Here is a 16895-nt window from a genome sequence, read left to right as displayed (position 1 = left end):
CTAACCGAATGCCGCTTGTTTATTGCGAAACGACGTATTTTTTCTGGGGCCGGAGTCAGCTGCAGCTGACTCCGGCGATGCAGGCCGCTTTGATTGAGTGTTAGATAAAGAATCTGTGTTGTTTTTTGGGAGAGTCCGACGGTGCTGGATCATGTATGAAGTTGTGCAGCATGGGTTCGCTGGATGCAAGCACGGTGCCTGTGCCGCCGTCGATATATTGATTTTTTCCTTCTCGCCGCGTTGCCTTGCTTGGAAGGATATTGCCGTCTGCATCGTACTGATTCAGATGGCTTGGCTTTTTGGCGGGCGCTTTCTTGCGGGGCTGTCGGGTGGTGGTTGTGTAATCCCACCAATTGGTGTCTGCAAATTCAAATCCTTTGCCGTAGGCCGGCGTGCTGGGAATGTTGCCAATCAAGCTCGGGTCGATCGAAGGTTGCGGACGGACGTCATCGCTGTAGATGGGTTTTCTCTGCTCGTCCCAGCCGACGAGATAGCGTGAATCGGCACGGTAGATGGGCTTTCCTGTCATGTCATATCCAAGGAACTGCTTGCGGCCCCTTCCGCTGGGGTGGGTTTCGCTATTAAAACCGTATGCGCCAGGCGGTGGGTTGACCGGCCGACCATAATAATCCGTGACGGTATCGCTTTGTTCTGGCTTCTGCGGTGCTTTGTTCAGGGCTCGCTGATAATACGCATGGCGCGGTACCGGATCTGACGGGAGCGCATTTGTGCGAGGGATGCTCGATGGCTTGTCAAAAGCCCGGCCACCTTGATTTGCGTCGTAGTCTGGCTCTGTTGTTTCCTTTCTTCGATAATCTGATGCTGAGGACTCGCGCTTCGACCTGGATTGGGTTTTGGCATGTGTTTCATCCAGCGCCAGCAGTCCCGCCATTTCGTGGCTGATGCCTTGGGATGGCAGTTGATCGTTTTCAACGACGCGCGGGGTCGGGTTTACATGGCTTGGGAGATATCGCTGGATCACGCCTTGGGCCAGCAGGGCCAAAGTCGAAACGACAGACGGCGCCGAACTGTTGTTTGAAGGCGTGGAAATGGGATAGAGGTGCATGGGAATGGCATGAGTGACAAAGGGGTCTTCACTCTGCTGAGCCACGCCATGACTTCGACGGGGGGATACGAATGCCGCCCGTTCCATGCGAAGCGGAATATTCTCGATATTCGAAGGGAAAATTCAGATGGCGCCGTCATGAGCCGATTGCCGCTGCCCGATCGTCAGTTTTATGCGGGCGCTCCGAATGACCGCAGCCTCTCACGAAGCACGGTATTCTTGATATTCGAAGGCGGGATGCTGCCGGGCCGAATGGAATGGACGCCGGTGGTGTGCTCAGCTAGAGGAACAAGGTCCGTACGCGCGCCAGGTCTTCGGGGGTGTCGACGCCGCCGGCGGGGGGGTGTTCGACATCCAGAACGGCGATGCGCCGTCCGTGCCAGAGCGCGCGCAACTGCTCCAAGGCCTCGCTGAGTTCCAGGGGCGCTTGTTCCAGTGTCGGAAAGGCGCGCAGGAATCGCACGCGGTAGGCGTAGATGCCGATGTGGCGCAGCGGCCGGGGGGTGGGCAGGATGGGCGCTCCGGCCGCGCTGCCGTCGCGCTGCCAGGCAATCGGCGCGCGGCTGAAGTAGAGGGCGAGGCCGCTGCGGTCGGTCACCACCTTCACCACGTTGGGGTTGCGGAAGTCTTCCAGGGATTCGATGGCGTGCGCGGCGGTGGCGATGTCGGCCTCGGGGCGCTGGTGCAGCAGTTCGGCGACGGAGGCGATCAGCTCGGCGGGCATCAGGGGCTCGTCGCCCTGCACGTTGACGACGATGGCGTCGTCGGACAGGCCCAGCAGGTCGCAGGCCTCGGCCAGGCGGTCGCTGCCGCAGCTGTGGTCGATGCGGGTGAGCAGGGCTTCCACGCCGTGGCGGCGGCAGGCGTCGATGATGGAGGGGCTGTCGGCCGCGACCACGGTGCGCGCGGCGCCGGAGATCTGCGCCTGGCGCGCCACCCGCACCACCATGGGCAGGCCGCCGATGTCGGCCAGGGGTTTGTCCGGCAGGCGGCTGGAGGCGAGGCGGGCGGGGATGAGGACGGTGAAGACAGGGGGCGCGGCGGGCGTGGCGGGCGTGGACATGGGCTCCATGCTCACAGGCCCAGTTCTTCGTCGCTCAAGGTGCGGGCTTCGACTTCCAGCAGGATGGGGATGCCGTCGCGGATGGGGTAGGCCAGTCTGGCGCTGCGCGAGACGAGTTCGTTGCGCTCCAGATCGAGGATCAGCGGGCCCTTGGTGACGGGGCAGACGAGCAGGGCGAGGAGTTTGCTGTCCATGGCGTTGGTGGTTGACGCGGGTGAAGGAGGATGGGGGCGAGGCGCTCAGGCAACGCGGACGCAGGATGATAGCTGCGCATCGACGAGGCGATCCAGGCGCGCGAGGAAGTCGGCCGCGAGCGTGAAGTGCAGGGGCACGGCGAGTGCGTCCGGCCGCTGCTGCCAGAGCTTGGCGGCATCCTTTTCGGTGCAGAGCAGGGTGCTGTCGGCGGCGATGGGCGGCAGGTCGCGGGTGAAGTCGGCGTGGTCGGGCAGGGCGTGGGTTTCGGCCAGCACCAGGCCTCGCTCGCGCAGCATCGTGAAGAAGGCCTGGGGGCGGGCGATGCCGGCGATGGCGATCAGCCGCGTCCGGCTTCCGGTCATGGCGGCCAGCGTGGCCAGCGCCACCTGGCTGCCATCGGTGCGCAGGGCATGGTCGGCCAGGCGGCGTTCGCCGCGATAGCCTGCGAAGGCGGGCGACTGCCCGGTGTGCAGCACCAGGTCCACCGACCGGGGCCAGGGCTCGCGCAGCGGGCCGGCGGGCAGCAGCCAGCCGTTGCCCACGCCGCGGTCGTCGAATACGCAGACTTCGATGTCGCGCGCCAGCGCCAGGTGCTGCAGGCCGTCGTCGCAGACCAGCAGGCGGACCTGGGGATGGGCCCGCAGCAGGCGCCGGGCCGATTCGACGCGATCGCGGCCGACGAAGACGGGGACGCCGGTGCGCCGGTGGATGAGCAGCGGTTCGTCGCCTGCATGCTGCGGATCGCTGCCGGCCGAGATCTCCAGCCCGCCGTCGTCGTCGCCCGGCGGCAGCGTCCGCCCGTAGCCGCGCGAGACCACACCGACGGCGATGCCGCGCGACTGCAGGTGTTGCACCAGAGCGATGACGGTGGGCGTCTTGCCGGCGCCGCCGACGATCACATTGCCGACCACCACCACGGGCACCGGCAGCTTCACGCTCGGGCGCCGTCCACTGCGGTAGCCGGCCAGGCGCCAGGCCCAGGCCGCCCGGTAGACGAGGGACAGCGGCCACAGCAGGCAGGCCGTCAGCCCGCGCCGGCGCCAGGCGGCCTGCAGCCGCTCGGCCAGGCCGCTCACTTGCCGGCGGCCGAGCCGGTCCGCTGGGTGGCGAAGGTGATCTGGCCCAGGCCGACGCGGCGCGCGGCTTCCATCACGGTGATCACGTTCTGGTGGGCGGCGGTGGCGTCGGCGCTGATGATGACCACGCTCTGCGGCCCGGCGGTGGCCGCGGCTTCCAGGGCGCGCGACAGCGGCTCGACCGCGTTGCTGGCCACTTGCTGGCCGTTGATGGAGATGCGGCCGTCGCTGGTGATGCCGACACGCACTTCCTTCGGATAGTCGCGCTGGGCCTGGGCGTCGGCCACCGGCAGGCGCAGCTGCAGCTCGGTGAAGCGGCTGTAGGTGGTCGACAGCATCAGGAAGATGACGATGACCAGCAGCACGTCGATGAAGGGGATCAGGTTGATCTCGGGCTCGCCGCGCGAATGGTCGCGGAAGTCCATGCGGGAGCGGGAGCGGAAGTTCATGGCGGTGACCTGTCTCAGGGCAGGCGGCGCACGTACACCAGGTGGCGCACGAAGCGTTCGGCGGCCAGCTCCAGCGCCATCAGGTGCGCATCGACCCGGCCACGGAAATAGCGCCAGCAGATCAGCGAGGGGATGGCCACCACCAGGCCGAAGGCGGTGTTGTAGAGCGCGATCGAGATGCCCTGCGCCAGCTGCGCCGGGTTGGCGCCGCCGCTGGCGCCGGCCGATTGCGAGCCGAAGATTTCGATCATGCCGATCACGGTGCCCAGCAGGCCCAGGAGGGGCGCGGCCGAGGCGATGGTGCCGAGCGCGCCCAGGTAGCGCTCCAGCCGGTGGGCGGCGATGCGGCCGGCGCCTTCGGTGGCGGCGCGCAGGTCGTCCTCGCTGCTGTTGGGGCGCTCGACCAGGGCCTTGAAACCGGCGGCCAGCACCTCGCCGAGGGCGGAATTCTGTTCGAGCTGGCGGATCACGTCCGGCGGGGGAAGCCCGCGCGCCGACACGGCGATGGCTTCGTCCAGCAGCTTGGGTGGTGCCACCTTGGCGGTGCGCAGGGCGAGCGCCCGTTCGATCACCAGGGCCAATGCCAGAACCGAGCAGAGCAGCAGCGGCCAGATCGGCCAACCTGCCGCTTGTATGATGGAAAACAAGGATGGATCCCCCGTGCCGATGACGGCGGCGATTATGGCCCACCCCCAATGCATGCCGTCCTCGGCCCGTCCTGCGGTGCGAGTCCCCGCCCACAGTTTGTGTGGATAAGTTTGTGAGCAAGCCGGCGGACAAGTCCGGCAAGCCGCGCCCACGCTGCCTCTGCACAGATCGATGAATTTTTCAGCAGCCTCGCCTTCTCTTCCCGCCTCCCGTGTCTGGGCCGTCGGTGCGCTCTGCCGCGCCATTGCCGATGCGCTGGATGCGCGTTTCAACCCGGTGAGCGTGCGCGGCGAGATCAGCGGTTTCTCGCGTGCGGCCAGCGGGCACTGCTACTTCTCGCTGAAGGATGCGAGCGGCCAGATCCGCTGCGCCATGTTCCGCCGCGCGGCGCAGATGCTGGACTTCGCGCCGCGCGACGGCGAGCTGGTGGAAGTGCGCGGCCGGCTCGGTGTGTACGAGGCGCGGGGCGATCTGCAGCTGATCGCCGAGTCCATGTCGCGGGTGGGGCAGGGCGGTCTCTTCGAGCAGTTCCTGCAGCGCAAGGCGCGGCTGGAATCAGAAGGGCTTTTCGATGCCGACCGCAAGCGCCCGCTGCCCGCCATGCCGCGCCGCATCGGCGTGGTCACCTCGCTGGGCGCGGCGGCGTTGCACGATGTGCTGACCGCGCTGGCGCGCCGTGCGCCGCATGTTGCCGTGCTGGTGGCGCCGGCCTCGGTGCAGGGGGCGGCGGCGCCGGGCGAGCTGATCGCGGCCCTGTCCGCCCTGAACGAAAGGGCCGAGCCGCCGGAGCTGATCCTGCTGGTGCGCGGCGGCGGCTCCATCGAGGACCTCTGGGCCTTCAACGACGAGGCCCTGGCGCGCGCCATCGCCGCCAGCCCGGTGCCGGTGGTCAGCGGCGTGGGGCACGAGACCGACTTCACCATCGCCGATTTCGTCGCCGACCTGCGGGCACCCACGCCGACCGCCGCGGCCGAACTCGCCGCGCCGCAGCTGAGCATGCTCAGCCGCACGCTCGACCTGGCCGGCGAGGCGCTGGAAGCCGCCGTCATGCGCCGGCTGGACCGCCACGGCCAGCGGCTCGACAACGTGGCGGCGCGCCTGTCGCGCCCCTCGGCCATCGTCGCCACGCAGCGCCTGCGGCTGGAGCGCCAGGGGCAGTCGCTGCTGCATGCGCTGCAGTCGCAGGCCGGCATCGCCCGGCGCCGCTGCGAGGCTGTGGAGCAGGCCTTGCCGCTGGCGGTGCGCGGCGGGCTGGAGCGCCATCGCCAGCGCCTGGACCGTGCGGCGCTGCGCCTGCAGATGCTCGATCCGGGCATCGTGCTGCAGCGCGGCTATGCCTTCCTGGAAGACGAGGCCGGCGCCACGGTGCAGCAGGCGGCGCAGACCCGGCCGGGCCAGCGCCTGCGCGCCACCCTCAGCGACGGCACGGTCGCACTGACCGTGGACGGCCCGCCTGCAGACAAGGTGTAACGCTGCCTACAATCGCTGTTCCCCACAACGAAGTCCCCACGAGGAATCCATGGAACATACGCTGCCGCCCCTGCCTTACGCGATCGACGCGCTCGCTCCGAACTACTCGAAGGAAACCCTCGAGTACCACCACGGCAAGCACCACAACGCCTATGTGGTGAACCTCAACAACCTGCAAAAGGGCACCGAGTTCGAGAACATGTCCCTGGAAGACATCGTCAAGAAGTCCTCGGGCGGCATCTACAACAACGCCGCGCAGACCTGGAACCACACCTTCTTCTGGAACTGCATGACCCCCAACGGCGGCGGCGAGCCGACCGGCGCGCTGGCCACGGCCATCACCGCCAAGTGGGGCAGCTACGCCGCCTTCAAGGAAGCCTTCGTGAAGTCGGCCGTGGGCAACTTCGGTTCGGGCTGGACCTGGCTGGTGAAGAAGGCCGACGGCTCGGTCGACATCGTCAACACCGGCGCCGCCGGCACGCCGCTGACCACCGCCGACAAGGCGCTGCTGACGGTCGACGTCTGGGAACACGCCTACTACATCGACTACCGCAACCTGCGTCCGAAGTTCGTCGAGACCTTCCTGGACAAGCTGGTCAACTGGAAGTTCGCCGAAGCCAACTTCGCCTGATCTTTCGCGCTTCTTGAAAGGGCCGGACATTCGTTTGTCCGGCCCTTTTTGCTGGGAGCTTCACGCCTCTGACACAGAGTGTCGATTCCATGTCGGGATTCCCACGAAAAGGTTTCCCGCATGTCCGCAGCCGACTCCCTCGATCCGCGTGAACGCGCCCGGCACAGCCGCCGCGACTTCCTCGATTTCCTGACCCGCTCCTCGGCCAGCGTGCTCGCCGCCGGCGCGACCGCATCGCTGGCGGCCTGCGGCGGAGGCAACGATCCGATCATCGCTGCCGCTCCGGCCCCGGCGCCGTCTCCCGCACCCGCCGCCTCGGCCGCCTTCGCCTTCGGTGTGGCCAGCGGCGATCCGCTGACCGACCGCGTGATCCTCTGGACCCACGCCAAGGTGGCCGACAGCACCGCCGACGTGGCCCTGACCTGGCAGGTGGCGCGCGACGCCGCCTTCACCCAGATCGTCACCAGCGGCAGCCTCACCACCACCGCGGCCAGCTCCTTCACCGGCAAGGTCGACGTGACCGGGCTGGCCCAGGGCAGCAGCTACTTCTATCGTTTCCTGGATGCCACCGGCGCCTCCTCCACCGTGGGCACCACCCGCACCCTGCCGGCGGCGGGCATCACCTCGGTGAAGTTCGCGGTGTTCTCCTGCTCGCTGTATTCGGAAGGCTATTTCCACGCCTACGACGCCGCATCCAAGTCCGACGCGCTGTACGCCCTGCACCTGGGCGACTACATCTACGAATACGGCTCCGATCCTGCCAAGTACGGCAACGACAACGTGCCGGGCAACCGGGTGGCGAGCCCGGCCAACGACATCGTCACCATGAACGACTACCGGACGCGCTACGCGCTCTACAAGTCGGATGCCAACCTGCAGGCGGCCCACGCGAAGATGCCCTGGATCGCCATCTGGGACGACCACGAGTTCGCCAACAACAGCTATGTGAACGGCGCCGAGAACCACAACCCGGCCACCCAGGGCGACTGGGTCACCCGCAAGAACATCGCGGCGCGGGTCTATCACGAGTGGATGCCGATCCGCACGCCGGACGCCAGCAACCTGCTGAAGATCTACCGCCGCTTCGACTTCGGCAGCATCCTCTCGCTGCACATGCTCGACACCCGCATCGAGGGCCGCGACCGCCAGTACGACAACTTCGGCGACACCGACGGCGGCATCGCCCGCTACCTGGCCGGCATCACGCCCAACGGCTCCGGCGTGCGCCCGGACGCCTCGCGCCAGATGATGAGTTCGGAGCAGCAGAACTGGCTGACCACCGGCATGGGCGCCTCCACCGCCACCTGGCAGGTGCTGGGCAACCAGACCATCATGGGCCGCATGTGGTTCCCGGCCTCGGTGCTGACCACCTTCGCCAGCAACCCGGCCGGCGCGCCGGCGGCCATCACCGCCTTCCTCACCGCCAAGGCCACCCGCGCGGCGGCCGGCACCGGCGCGCTGACGCCGACCCAGACGGCATTGCTGGACACCACGACCAACCCGCGCCTGCCCTACAACCTCGACTCCTGGGACGGCTATCCCGCCCAGCGCGAGGCCATCCTGCAGACGGTGAAGACCCAGGGCAAGCGCCTGATCACCCTGTCGGGCGACTCGCACGACGCCTGGTTCAACAAGCTCACCAGCCTGGCCGGCGAGCAGATCGGCGTGGAGTTCGCCGGCACCTCGGTGACCTCGACCGGCTTCGAGAGCGTCGGCCTGGGCTCGGCCGGCAGCTCCATCGACGGCAGCATCCTGACCGCGCAGCTGGGCAGCGCCGCCATCGGCGCCGGCCTGGGCCTGATCGACGACGTGGGCTACAGCGACACCACCCAGCGCGGCTACATGCTGGTGACGCTGAGCGCGGCGGCGGCCAAGTGCGAGTACGTGTTCGTCAGCAGCGTGAAGCTGCCGACCTATACGGCGACCATCGGCCGCACCGTCACGGTGGCCACGACGACGACCGGCACGGCAGCGCCGGTCATCGCCTGATCCGGCGCTTTTAGCGCCCGGCCTCGAAAGGCGGCCCCGCCAGGCGGGCGCCGGCCTTGAAGCCCTTGTGGGCGAACCAGCCCTGGTTCATCTCCAGCACGAAACGCACCGGCCTGGTGGAGCAGTGCGAGTCGGTGGTCTGGGGCTGCATGTCGGCCAGGTTGACGATGGTGCCGTCATCGGCGATGAAGGCGGCGGTCAGCGGCAGGATGGTGTTCTTCATCCAGAAGCACTGCACGGCGGGCACGCTGAAGGCGAACAGCATGCCCTCGGCCTGCGGCATCTCGCGGCGGTACATCAGGCCGGTCTCGCGCGAGGCGGGCGTGGCGGCGACCTGGGTGTCGATGCGGTACATGCCGAGGGTCAGCGGCACGCGCGGCAGGTCCATCTGCGGGCTTTCCTGCGCCTGGGCGGCGGCGCAGCAGAGGAGGGCGGTGGCGGCGATCAGGCGCCGGAAGGAGGAGGGCATGGGGTGCATCGCAGGGACGGGAGCCGAAGACGCGGCATTGTGGCCCAGGCAAAAGAAAAGCGCCCCGAAGGGCGCTGGTCTGGTGATGCGGCGGGTGCCGTGTGGTGCTTACTTGGCTGCGGTGTCGGCCGACTTCGCGCCGTGCTTCATCTTCTTCATGTGCTTGGCCTTGGGTGTCGTCTTGGCCACGTTGGCCTTGGTGCCCTCGCCCTGGGCGACGGTGGACGGGCCGGTGGTGGCGGCGCTGGGGGCCGCCGGAGACTGTGCGAATGCGCCGGTGACGAGCAGGCCGGCGATCAGGGGAGCGAGGAGTTTCTTCATGATGTGTGTCCTGCGATTCAGTCGTTGGGAGGCTGCCTTGCGCAATTGCGCAAGGTCACACTGCAACGCCGCCCGAAGCAGGCCGGTTGACAGGGCAGGCTCATTCGTTCGGACATAGAATTCCCCGTTGCATGCCGGCCTCGGCCGCTCCGCGTCCGCCTCCTCCGTCCGTACCCGAAAGACTGCCCGTCCATGTCCTATCAGCACATCCAGGTGCCCGCCGCAGGCGCGAAGATCACGGTCAACGCCGACAACACCCTGAACGTACCGGACGAGCCGATCATCCCCTTCATCGAAGGCGACGGCACCGGCGTCGACATCACGCCGGTGATGATCACCGTGGTCGATGCGGCGGTGACCAAGGCCTACGAGGGACGGCGCAGGATCCACTGGATGGAGGTCTACGCCGGCCAGAAGGCCGAGACCCTCTACGGCGCCGGCACGCTGCTGCCGGAGGAAACCCTGCAGGCGGTGCGCGACTACGTGGTGTCCATCAAGGGCCCGCTGATGCTGGTGCCGGGCGCCGTCGGCTCGCTCAACGTGGCGCTGCGCCAGAAGCTCGACCTCTACGCCTGCCTGCGGCCGGTGCGCTGGTTCCCGGGCGTGCCCACGCCTCTGCTGGAGCCGGGCAAGACCAACATCGCCATCTTCCGGGAGAACTCGGAAGACACCTATACCGGCATCGAGTTCGCCGCCGGCAGCGAGAAGGCCCAGCGCCTGATCCGCGTGCTGCAGGAGGACTTCGGGGTCACCAACATCCGTTTCCCCGGCACCTCGGCCATCGGCCTGAAGCCGGTCTCGCGCGAGGGCACCGAACGCCTGGTGCGCAAGGCCATCCAGTACGCCATCGACAACGACAAGCCCAGCGTGACCATCGTGCACAAGGGCAACGTCATGAAGCTGACCGAGGGTGCCTTCCGCGACTGGGCCTACGCCCTGGCGCAGCGCGAGTTCCAGGCCGAGCCGGTGGACGGCGAACGCTGGATGCGCCTGCAGAACCCGCGCACCGGCCGCTGGATCACGGTGAAGGACGCGCTGACCGACGCCTTCCTGCAGAAGAGCCTGCTGCGCCCGGCCGAGTTCAGCGTGATCGCCACGCTGAACATGAACGGCGACTACATCTCCGACGCGCTGGCCGCGCAGGTCGGCGGCGTGGGCATCGCCCCGGGCGGCAATATGAGCGACACGGTGGCCATGTTCGAGGCCACCCACGGCGCCGCGCCCAAGTACGCCGGCAAGGACTATGTGAACCCCGGCTCCGAGATCCTGTCGGCCGAGATGATGCTGCGCCACATGGGCTGGACCGAGGCCGCCGACCTGATCATCCGCGGCATGGAGCAGGCCATCGAGAGCAAGCGGGTGACCTACGACTTCGCGCGGCTCATGGCCGGCGCCACCCAGGTCAGCTGCTCGGGCTTCGGCCAGGTGGTGATCGAGAACATGTGAGGCCCTGCCGGCCGCGGGCCGGCGGGTTTCGGGCAGCGGGGGCTCAGCGCACCGAGTCGCCCATGCGGAAGCCGTGGGTGGCTTCTTCCAGTTTCTTCAGCAGCTCGGGTGCCAGCTTCAGCTCGGCGGCCGCCAGGGTCGCATCGAGCTGCTCCGGCCGGCTGGCGCCCAGCAGCGGCGCGGTGATCGTCGGCTGGGCCATCACCCAGGCCACGGCCAGGGTGGTCAGCGGTATGCCGGCCTCGTCGGCGATCTTCTGCAGCTCCTCCACCGCATCGAAGGCGCGGTCGTTCCAGTAGCGGTCCTGGTAGCGGCCGGCGGCGGTGCCCAGGGTGAAGCGGGTGCCATGCACCGGCGCCGAGGCCTTCACATACTTGCCGGTGAGCAGGCCGCCGGCCAGCGGGTTGTAGGGGATGACGGCCAGGCCCTCTTCGGCGCACAGCGGCAGCAGCTCGCGCTCGATCTCGCGGAACAGCAGGCTGTAGCGCGGCTGCGCCGAGACGAACTTCACCAGGCCCAGCACCTCCGAGCGGCCCAGGGCGCGGGCCAGGCGATACGCCAGGAAGTTGGAGACGCCCACGTAGCGGGCGCGGCCCGAACGCACGATGGTGTCCAGGGCGTCGAGGGTCTCGTCCAGCGGCGTGTCCGGGTCGTCGCTGTGCAGCTGGTAGAGGTCGACATAGTCGGTGTCCAGGCGCTTGAGCGAGGCGTCGATCGCATCCAGCAGATGCTTGCGCGAGGCGCCGCGCTCCCAGGCCTGGGGGCCCATGATGCCGACCGCCTTGGTCGCCACGATGTGGCTGGCGCGGCGGCCGGGCGAGGCCTTGAGCCAGCGGCCGATGATCTCCTCGGTGCGGCCGGCCGTCTTCGTATCGCCGCCCAGGGGATAGACGTTGGCGGTGTCGAGGAAGTTGATGCCGGCCTCGCTGGCCTTGTCGAGCACCGCGTGGGAGACGATCTCCTCGGTCTGCAGGCCGAAGGTCATGGTGCCGAGCGCCAGGCGCGAGACGGTGAGGCCGGTGCGGCCGAAACGGATCGAGGGAATGGACATGGGCTTCTAGCCTTAAGCGGAGTAGGAGGAGGCCGGCCAGCGCCGGCGCAGGAAGTCTGCGACGATACGCCGCCGTGACTTTTTGTTCATCGCGGCATACCCCAAAACACCATGATCGACCTGTATTACTGGACCACGCCCAACGGCCACAAGATCAGCATCTTTCTCGAAGAGGCCGGCCTGCCTTATGAGGTTCACGGCGTGAACATCGGCAAGAACGAGCAGTTCAAGCCCGAGTTCCTGCGCATCGCGCCCAACAACCGCATCCCCGCCATCGTCGACCACGAGCCGGCCGATGGCGGTGCGCCGCTTTCGCTGTTCGAGTCGGGTGCCATCCTGATGTATCTCGCCGAGAAGATCGGCCGTTTCCTGCCGGCCGACCTGCGCGGGCGGCAGGAGGTGTCGCAATGGCTGTTCTGGCAGATGGGCGGGTTGGGGCCGATGGCCGGGCAAAACCACCACTTCGGCACCTTCGCGCCGGAGAAGATTCCCTATGCGATCGAACGCTATGTGAAGGAGACGGCGCGGCTCTACGGCGTGCTCGACCGGCGCCTGGCCGACCGGGAGTTCGTGGCGGGCGATTACTCCATCGCCGACATGGCGATCTACCCCTGGATCGTGCCGCACACCCGCCAGCAGCAGGACCTGGCGGACTTCCCGAACCTGCAGCGCTGGTTCCAGGCGATCGCCGCGCGGCCGGCGGTGCAGCGGGCCTACGCGCTGGTCGAGCGCTTCCAGCCCAAGGCCTGAACCGGCGCCTGCGCGGCGCAAAGCTTTTCACAGCTTTGCGTGCGCTTCACGCCCGGGGCTGGACGCGGCGGCGTTCCGGGCTTTGAATCGCGCGATGCGATCCGATGCTCCCCTCCTTTCGTCGCGCTTTCGTCTGGCCCTGTTGGGCGCGCCCTGGTGGCTGTCCGCCTGTGCTCCGATGCCGACCGGCGGTACCGCGGCCGGCAGCACGGCGACCGACTGGCGCTGGCTGGGCCGCGTCGGCTTCGCCGGCGATGCGGCCGCCCTGGCCGAGCTGAGGCAGCAGGGACGGGCGGCTTACCTGGGCCGGCAACTGGCCGCGCCGCCGGCCGATCCGCCCGAACTCGCCGCCGCCATCGCCGCGCTGCCCCTGGCGGCCGGCGGCCCGGACGGACTGCGCCAGTTGCGCGCGGAAAACCAGCGCATCAACCAGATCGCCGATGCCGACGAGAAGCAGCGCGCGCGCAGCGAACTCAACCGCAGCGGCAACGAGCTGAGCAACGCCACCCAGCACCGCCACCTGCTGCGCGCGCTGCGCTCGCCCTGGCAATTGCGCGAGCAGATGACCTGGTTCTGGATGAACCATTTCAGCGTCTATGCCGGCAAGGCCCAGGTGCGCTGGCTGCTGCCGGAGTACGAGGAGCAGGCGATACGCCCGCGTGTCTTCGGCCGTTTCGAGGACCTGGTCATGGCCAGCCTCAGCGCGCCTGCCATGCTCGACTACCTGGACAACGCCCAGAGCGCCGTCGGCAAGGTCAACGAGAACTACGCCCGCGAGCTGATGGAGCTGCACACCCTGGGTGTTTCGGGCGGGCCCAGCGGCTCCAGCTACAGCCAGCAGGATGTGCAGGAACTGGCGCGGGTGCTGACGGGCGTGGGCATCGAGCAGGCCAACGGGCCGCCGCGCCTGGGGCCGCAGCGCCAGGCGCTGTACCGGCATGAAGGGCTGTTCGAATTCAATCCCAACCGGCACGATTTCGGAAGCAAGAAGCTGCTCGGCCACGCAATAGCCGGCAGCGGCTTCGAGGAGGTGCGCCAGGCGGTGGCGCTGCTGGTGCGCCAGCGGGCCTGCGCGATGTTCGTGTCGCAGAAGCTGGCCGCCTATTTCGTCGCGGATCCGGCGCCGCCGGCACTGGTCGAACGCATGGCCGGGCGCTTCCAGCAGAGCGGCGGCGACATCGCGGCGGTGCTGCAGGCGATGTTCCTCTCGCCCGAACTCGAGGCCGCGCTGCAGGCGCCGGAACGCAAGTTCAAGGACCCGTTCCAGTTCGTCGTCTCCTCGGTGCGCTGGGCCTATGCCGAGCGGCCGCCCACCAACATGCAGCCGCTGGTGGGATGGCTGCAGCAGCTCGGCGAGCCGCTCTACGGCCGCATCTCGCCCGATGGCTATCCGGCATCGGAAGCCGCCTGGGCCAGCTCCGGCCAGCTGGTGCGCCGGCTGGAGATCGCCCGCACCATCGGCAGCGGCCCCGGCGCCCTGTATGCCGAGGCCGGCAGCCGGCCCGCCCGGGTCGGCTTTCCGCTGCTGAGCAGCCGGCTCTACTACGAACAGATCGAGCCGCAGCTCGGTCCCGCCACCCGCGCCGCCTTGCTGCAGACCGCGTCGCAGGGTGAATGGAATGCGGTGCTGCTGGCATCGCCCGAATGGATGCAGCGATGAGCACCCGGGAGCCCACCATGGACAGAAGAGAACTCCTGCGCCGCGCCGGCCTGGCCGCCGCCGCCATGCCGCTGGCCTCGCGCGCCTGGGCCCTGCCGGCCGGGCAGGCCGATGCGCGTTTCCTGCTGGTCTTCCTGCGCGGCGGCTACGACGCCAACAGCCTGCTGGTGCCCACCGGCAGCGATTTCTACTATGCCTCGCGGCCCACCATCGCCATCAAGCGCCCGGTGGCCGAGGGCGGTACTCCCGATCCGCAGGCGGCCATCGCACTGCCGGGCGACGGCGCCAGCGGCTGGGGCCTGCACCCTTCCGTGGCCGAACGATTGCTGCCTTTTTGGCGCCAGGGCCAGCTGGCCTTCGTGCCCTTCGCCGGCACCGACGACCTGTCGCGCAGCCATTTCGAGACGCAGGACAGCATCGAGGCCGGCCTGCCGATCCCTGGCGACCGCTCCGCGCCGGGATCGGCCGCCGCCGCGCTGCGCGGCAGCGGTTTCCTCAACCGGCTGGCCTCCACGCTGGGCGCGCAGGCGGCGCCGGTGGCCTTCACCGACGTGCTGCCGGCTTCCATGGCCGGGCCCGCGGCCATCCCCAACGTCTCCCTGAAAGGCTCGCTGCGCGCGCCCTTCGACGAGCGCCAGTCCGCCGTCTACGCCGGCATGTACCGCGGCAGCCGGTTCTCGTCCGTGCTGGCCGAAGGGCTGGAACTGCGCCAGACCGTGGCGCAGGAGGTGGAAGCCGAGGCGGCACGCCAGCGCGATCGATCCAGCGCCATGGCGGCCGATCCCGCCATGGCCGCGCGCATGCAGGAGATGCAGGCCGCCAGCCGCCAGGCCATCAGCGCACGCGGCTTCGAACTGGAGGCGCGGCGCATGGCGCAGCTCATGCGCGAGCGCTACACCCTGGGTTTCATCGACGTGGGCGGCTGGGACACCCATGTCAACCAGGGCGGCGCCCAAGGCCAACTGGCCAATCTGCTGCAGAACCTGGGCAGCGGCCTGGCCACCTTCGCCCAGGAGCTGGGGCCGGCCTGGGACCGCACCGTGGTCGTGGTGGTCTCGGAATTCGGCCGCACCTTCCGGGAGAACGGCACCCGCGGCACGGACCACGGACACGGCAGCGCCTATTGGGTGGCCGGCGGCGGATTGCGCGGCGGCAGACTGGCCGGCGAACAGGCCGTGCTGCGGCCGGGCGCCCTGAACCAGGACCGCGACTTTCCCGTGCTCAATGAATACCGGGCCGTCATCGGCGGCTTGCTGCGGCGGCAGTACGGGCTGGATGCCGTGCAGCTGGCGCGCATCTTCCCGGGCAGTGCGCCGCTCGACCTGGGTCTTTTGTAGGCCTCTTCGCGCCAGCCGATGGATGGAGTCATCCATTCCATGGATGATGATTCTGGATAAATCTGAAATCCTGTGCCGTGCGCGTCCGGGGTGGCCGCGAGAATCAAGCCGAAAATATGGCTTCATGCCTCGCACGACCCTATGCTTTTTCGCTGCAAATCACTGGCGCTGATCGGTGCTTTTTATCTGCTGGGCAATTTTTGCCACGCGCAGGTGCAAATCCTGCATCTTCAAGATAATGCCTCGGGCAGCGATGCCTTCTGCGTGGTGGCGGCCGCGGCGGGTCATGGCGTTCGACTGACTTTCGTCAACAGTTCCGGCTCCGCCGCGGACTCCCTGCACTGGCTGGCGCGTAATGCCGCGGGCGAAGCCATCGAATATCGCCAGTTCGTCGAATATCTCGACGGCACCGCGCCGGTTGAAGTTTCAGGCCTTGCCAAGGGTGTGTTTCTGGTCGATCCGGTGCGTGTTTCAAGGTCGGCGGCGGAATGCGGTGCCGGCACCCTGGTCAAACGTGTGGTGCGCGACGCCGGCTTGCCCCTGCCGGCGCGTGGGCCTTATGTCGATATTGTCACGGTCCTGGCCGCGCCGATCTGATCCGGGCCGCTTGCCGAAGTCTGTTGAATGGCGGGTCATGAGGCTCTCCCGTCCAGGTTCGAAGAGCCTCATTCATTTGCAGGAGTCATCATGAGATATTCGAGATATGCCGCCCTGGCTTGCGGCATGGGCCTGGTGCTCGCGGCCAGCGCCGCGACCCAGGGCACCCTCGGTTCGACCAGTACCGGGTCCTATGCCAACAATTTCGGCGTGGCCACGCCGCGCCAGGTTCAGATATTGCAGCTGGTCGATGCCTTCGTCACCTCCAGTTCTCCGCTCGTGCCGGAAGCAGGCGGGGTGCAGCGCAAAGGCGTGATCGACTCCTTCTGCGTGGTCGATACCACCGGCGGCGCCGTGCACCTCGCCTTCAGCGGTTTGCAGAGCAGTCCGTTCTGGGTGGCGACCGCCGCCGATGGCCAGACCTTCCCCTATCTGCTCAATGTGAGCCTGATCGACGGACCCTGGGCGCGTCTCGAATTCGCCGGGATCAGCTTCGATGTCCCCGCCGGAAGGACCGTCACCTCCGCGGCCGCCTGCGGCATCGGCAATGTCCGCAAGATGGCGACGCTGGGCGATGCGCCTCTGGACGAGGTCCACGTCTACGAGAGCGTCATCACGATTGTCGCTTCCCCCATCTGAATATCAGAGTTTCGCCATGGGCCACCGATATCGGTGGC

Annotated in this window: 18 protein-coding genes; 9 read left to right on the top strand and 9 right to left on the bottom strand. The window is 68.0% G+C overall.

Annotation, left to right across the window (positions count from 1 at the left end):
• Positions 1–100: 100 nt before the first annotated feature.
• The 6 genes from GT347_RS04255 to GT347_RS04230 form a co-directional block, all read right to left on the bottom strand.
• Positions 101–1066, bottom strand: coding sequence for a hypothetical protein (locus tag GT347_RS04255; protein WP_160550778.1), 966 nt, complete (start codon positions 1064–1066; stop codon positions 101–103).
• Between the two features lie 280 nt (positions 1067–1346).
• Positions 1347–2129 carry a 3-deoxy-manno-octulosonate cytidylyltransferase gene (kdsB, locus tag GT347_RS04250; protein WP_160550777.1) on the bottom strand — a complete coding sequence of 261 codons (783 nt, stop codon included), beginning with the start codon at positions 2127–2129 and terminating at the stop codon, positions 1347–1349.
• 11 nt (positions 2130–2140) lie between these two features.
• Complete coding sequence (locus GT347_RS04245; protein ID WP_160550776.1) at positions 2141–2323, bottom strand: Trm112 family protein; 183 nt, start codon at positions 2321–2323, stop codon at positions 2141–2143.
• A gap of 45 nt (positions 2324–2368) precedes the next feature.
• On the bottom strand, positions 2369–3400 hold the full coding sequence (gene lpxK / locus GT347_RS04240; RefSeq protein WP_160550775.1) for a tetraacyldisaccharide 4'-kinase: 1032 nt from the start codon (positions 3398–3400) through the stop codon (positions 2369–2371).
• Positions 3397–3825 carry an ExbD/TolR family protein gene (locus GT347_RS04235; protein ID WP_160555213.1) on the bottom strand — a complete coding sequence of 143 codons (429 nt, stop codon included), beginning with the start codon at positions 3823–3825 and terminating at the stop codon, positions 3397–3399. The genes lpxK and GT347_RS04235 overlap by 4 nt, the downstream gene beginning before the upstream one ends.
• Before the next feature lie 38 nt (positions 3826–3863).
• A complete protein-coding gene (locus GT347_RS04230; protein ID WP_160550774.1) occupies positions 3864–4496 on the bottom strand; it encodes a MotA/TolQ/ExbB proton channel family protein in 633 nt (210 codons plus the stop codon).
• Positions 4497–4668: 172 nt separating this feature from the next.
• On the opposite strand from GT347_RS04230, the gene xseA reads away from it, so the two are divergent.
• The 3 genes from xseA to GT347_RS04215 all read left to right on the top strand — a co-directional run bounded on the left by xseA (position 4669) and on the right by GT347_RS04215 (position 8587).
• The gene (gene xseA, locus GT347_RS04225; RefSeq protein ID WP_160550773.1) at positions 4669–5967 is read left to right on the top strand and encodes an exodeoxyribonuclease VII large subunit; all 1299 of its coding nucleotides are present in this window, start codon (positions 4669–4671) and stop codon (positions 5965–5967) included.
• A gap of 49 nt (positions 5968–6016) precedes the next feature.
• Positions 6017–6598 (top strand): superoxide dismutase, encoded by a 582-nt coding sequence (locus GT347_RS04220; protein WP_160550772.1) that lies wholly within the window; start codon positions 6017–6019, stop codon positions 6596–6598.
• Between the two features lie 120 nt (positions 6599–6718).
• A complete protein-coding gene (locus tag GT347_RS04215; protein ID WP_160550771.1) occupies positions 6719–8587 on the top strand; it encodes an alkaline phosphatase D family protein in 1869 nt (622 codons plus the stop codon).
• A 10-nt stretch (positions 8588–8597) separates the two neighbouring features.
• Here the strand turns inward: GT347_RS04215 and GT347_RS04210 are convergent, their stop codons facing one another.
• Both GT347_RS04210 and GT347_RS04205 read right to left on the bottom strand, forming a co-directional pair.
• Positions 8598–9065: a DUF192 domain-containing protein gene (locus tag GT347_RS04210; RefSeq protein WP_160550770.1), complete on the bottom strand. Its 468-nt coding sequence runs from the start codon at positions 9063–9065 to the stop codon at positions 8598–8600.
• A gap of 99 nt (positions 9066–9164) precedes the next feature.
• Positions 9165–9377: a hypothetical protein gene (locus GT347_RS04205; protein WP_160550769.1), complete on the bottom strand. Its 213-nt coding sequence runs from the start codon at positions 9375–9377 to the stop codon at positions 9165–9167.
• A gap of 192 nt (positions 9378–9569) precedes the next feature.
• Here GT347_RS04205 and icd point away from each other — a divergent pair, with 192 nt between their 5' ends.
• Positions 9570–10823, top strand: coding sequence for an NADP-dependent isocitrate dehydrogenase (icd, locus tag GT347_RS04200; RefSeq protein ID WP_160550768.1), 1254 nt, complete (start codon positions 9570–9572; stop codon positions 10821–10823).
• A gap of 43 nt (positions 10824–10866) precedes the next feature.
• Here the strand turns inward: icd and GT347_RS04195 are convergent, their stop codons facing one another.
• Complete coding sequence (locus GT347_RS04195; RefSeq protein WP_160550767.1) at positions 10867–11874, bottom strand: aldo/keto reductase; 1008 nt, start codon at positions 11872–11874, stop codon at positions 10867–10869.
• Positions 11875–11985: 111 nt separating this feature from the next.
• Here GT347_RS04195 and GT347_RS04190 point away from each other — a divergent pair, with 111 nt between their 5' ends.
• The 5 genes from GT347_RS04190 (at position 11986) to GT347_RS04170 (ending at position 16857) form a co-directional block, all read left to right on the top strand.
• On the top strand, positions 11986–12624 hold the full coding sequence (locus GT347_RS04190; RefSeq protein WP_160550766.1) for a glutathione binding-like protein: 639 nt from the start codon (positions 11986–11988) through the stop codon (positions 12622–12624).
• Positions 12625–12802: 178 nt separating this feature from the next.
• Positions 12803–14284, top strand: coding sequence for a DUF1800 domain-containing protein (locus tag GT347_RS04185; RefSeq protein WP_326830383.1), 1482 nt, complete (start codon positions 12803–12805; stop codon positions 14282–14284).
• A gap of 17 nt (positions 14285–14301) precedes the next feature.
• Positions 14302–15621, top strand: coding sequence for a DUF1501 domain-containing protein (locus GT347_RS04180; protein WP_160550764.1), 1320 nt, complete (start codon positions 14302–14304; stop codon positions 15619–15621).
• 141 nt (positions 15622–15762) lie between these two features.
• A complete protein-coding gene (locus GT347_RS04175) occupies positions 15763–16218 on the top strand; it encodes a hypothetical protein (RefSeq protein WP_160550763.1) in 456 nt (151 codons plus the stop codon).
• Positions 16219–16344: 126 nt separating this feature from the next.
• The gene (locus tag GT347_RS04170; protein ID WP_160550762.1) at positions 16345–16857 is read left to right on the top strand and encodes a hypothetical protein; all 513 of its coding nucleotides are present in this window, start codon (positions 16345–16347) and stop codon (positions 16855–16857) included.
• Positions 16858–16895 lie beyond the last annotated feature (38 nt).

It is taken from the genome of Xylophilus rhododendri, assembly GCF_009906855.1.
Taxonomy (GTDB): Bacteria; Pseudomonadota; Gammaproteobacteria; order Burkholderiales; family Burkholderiaceae_C; genus Xylophilus; species Xylophilus rhododendri.
Note: the sequence above shows the minus strand (reverse complement) of the source record. Positions and strands in the feature narration are given on the sequence as shown.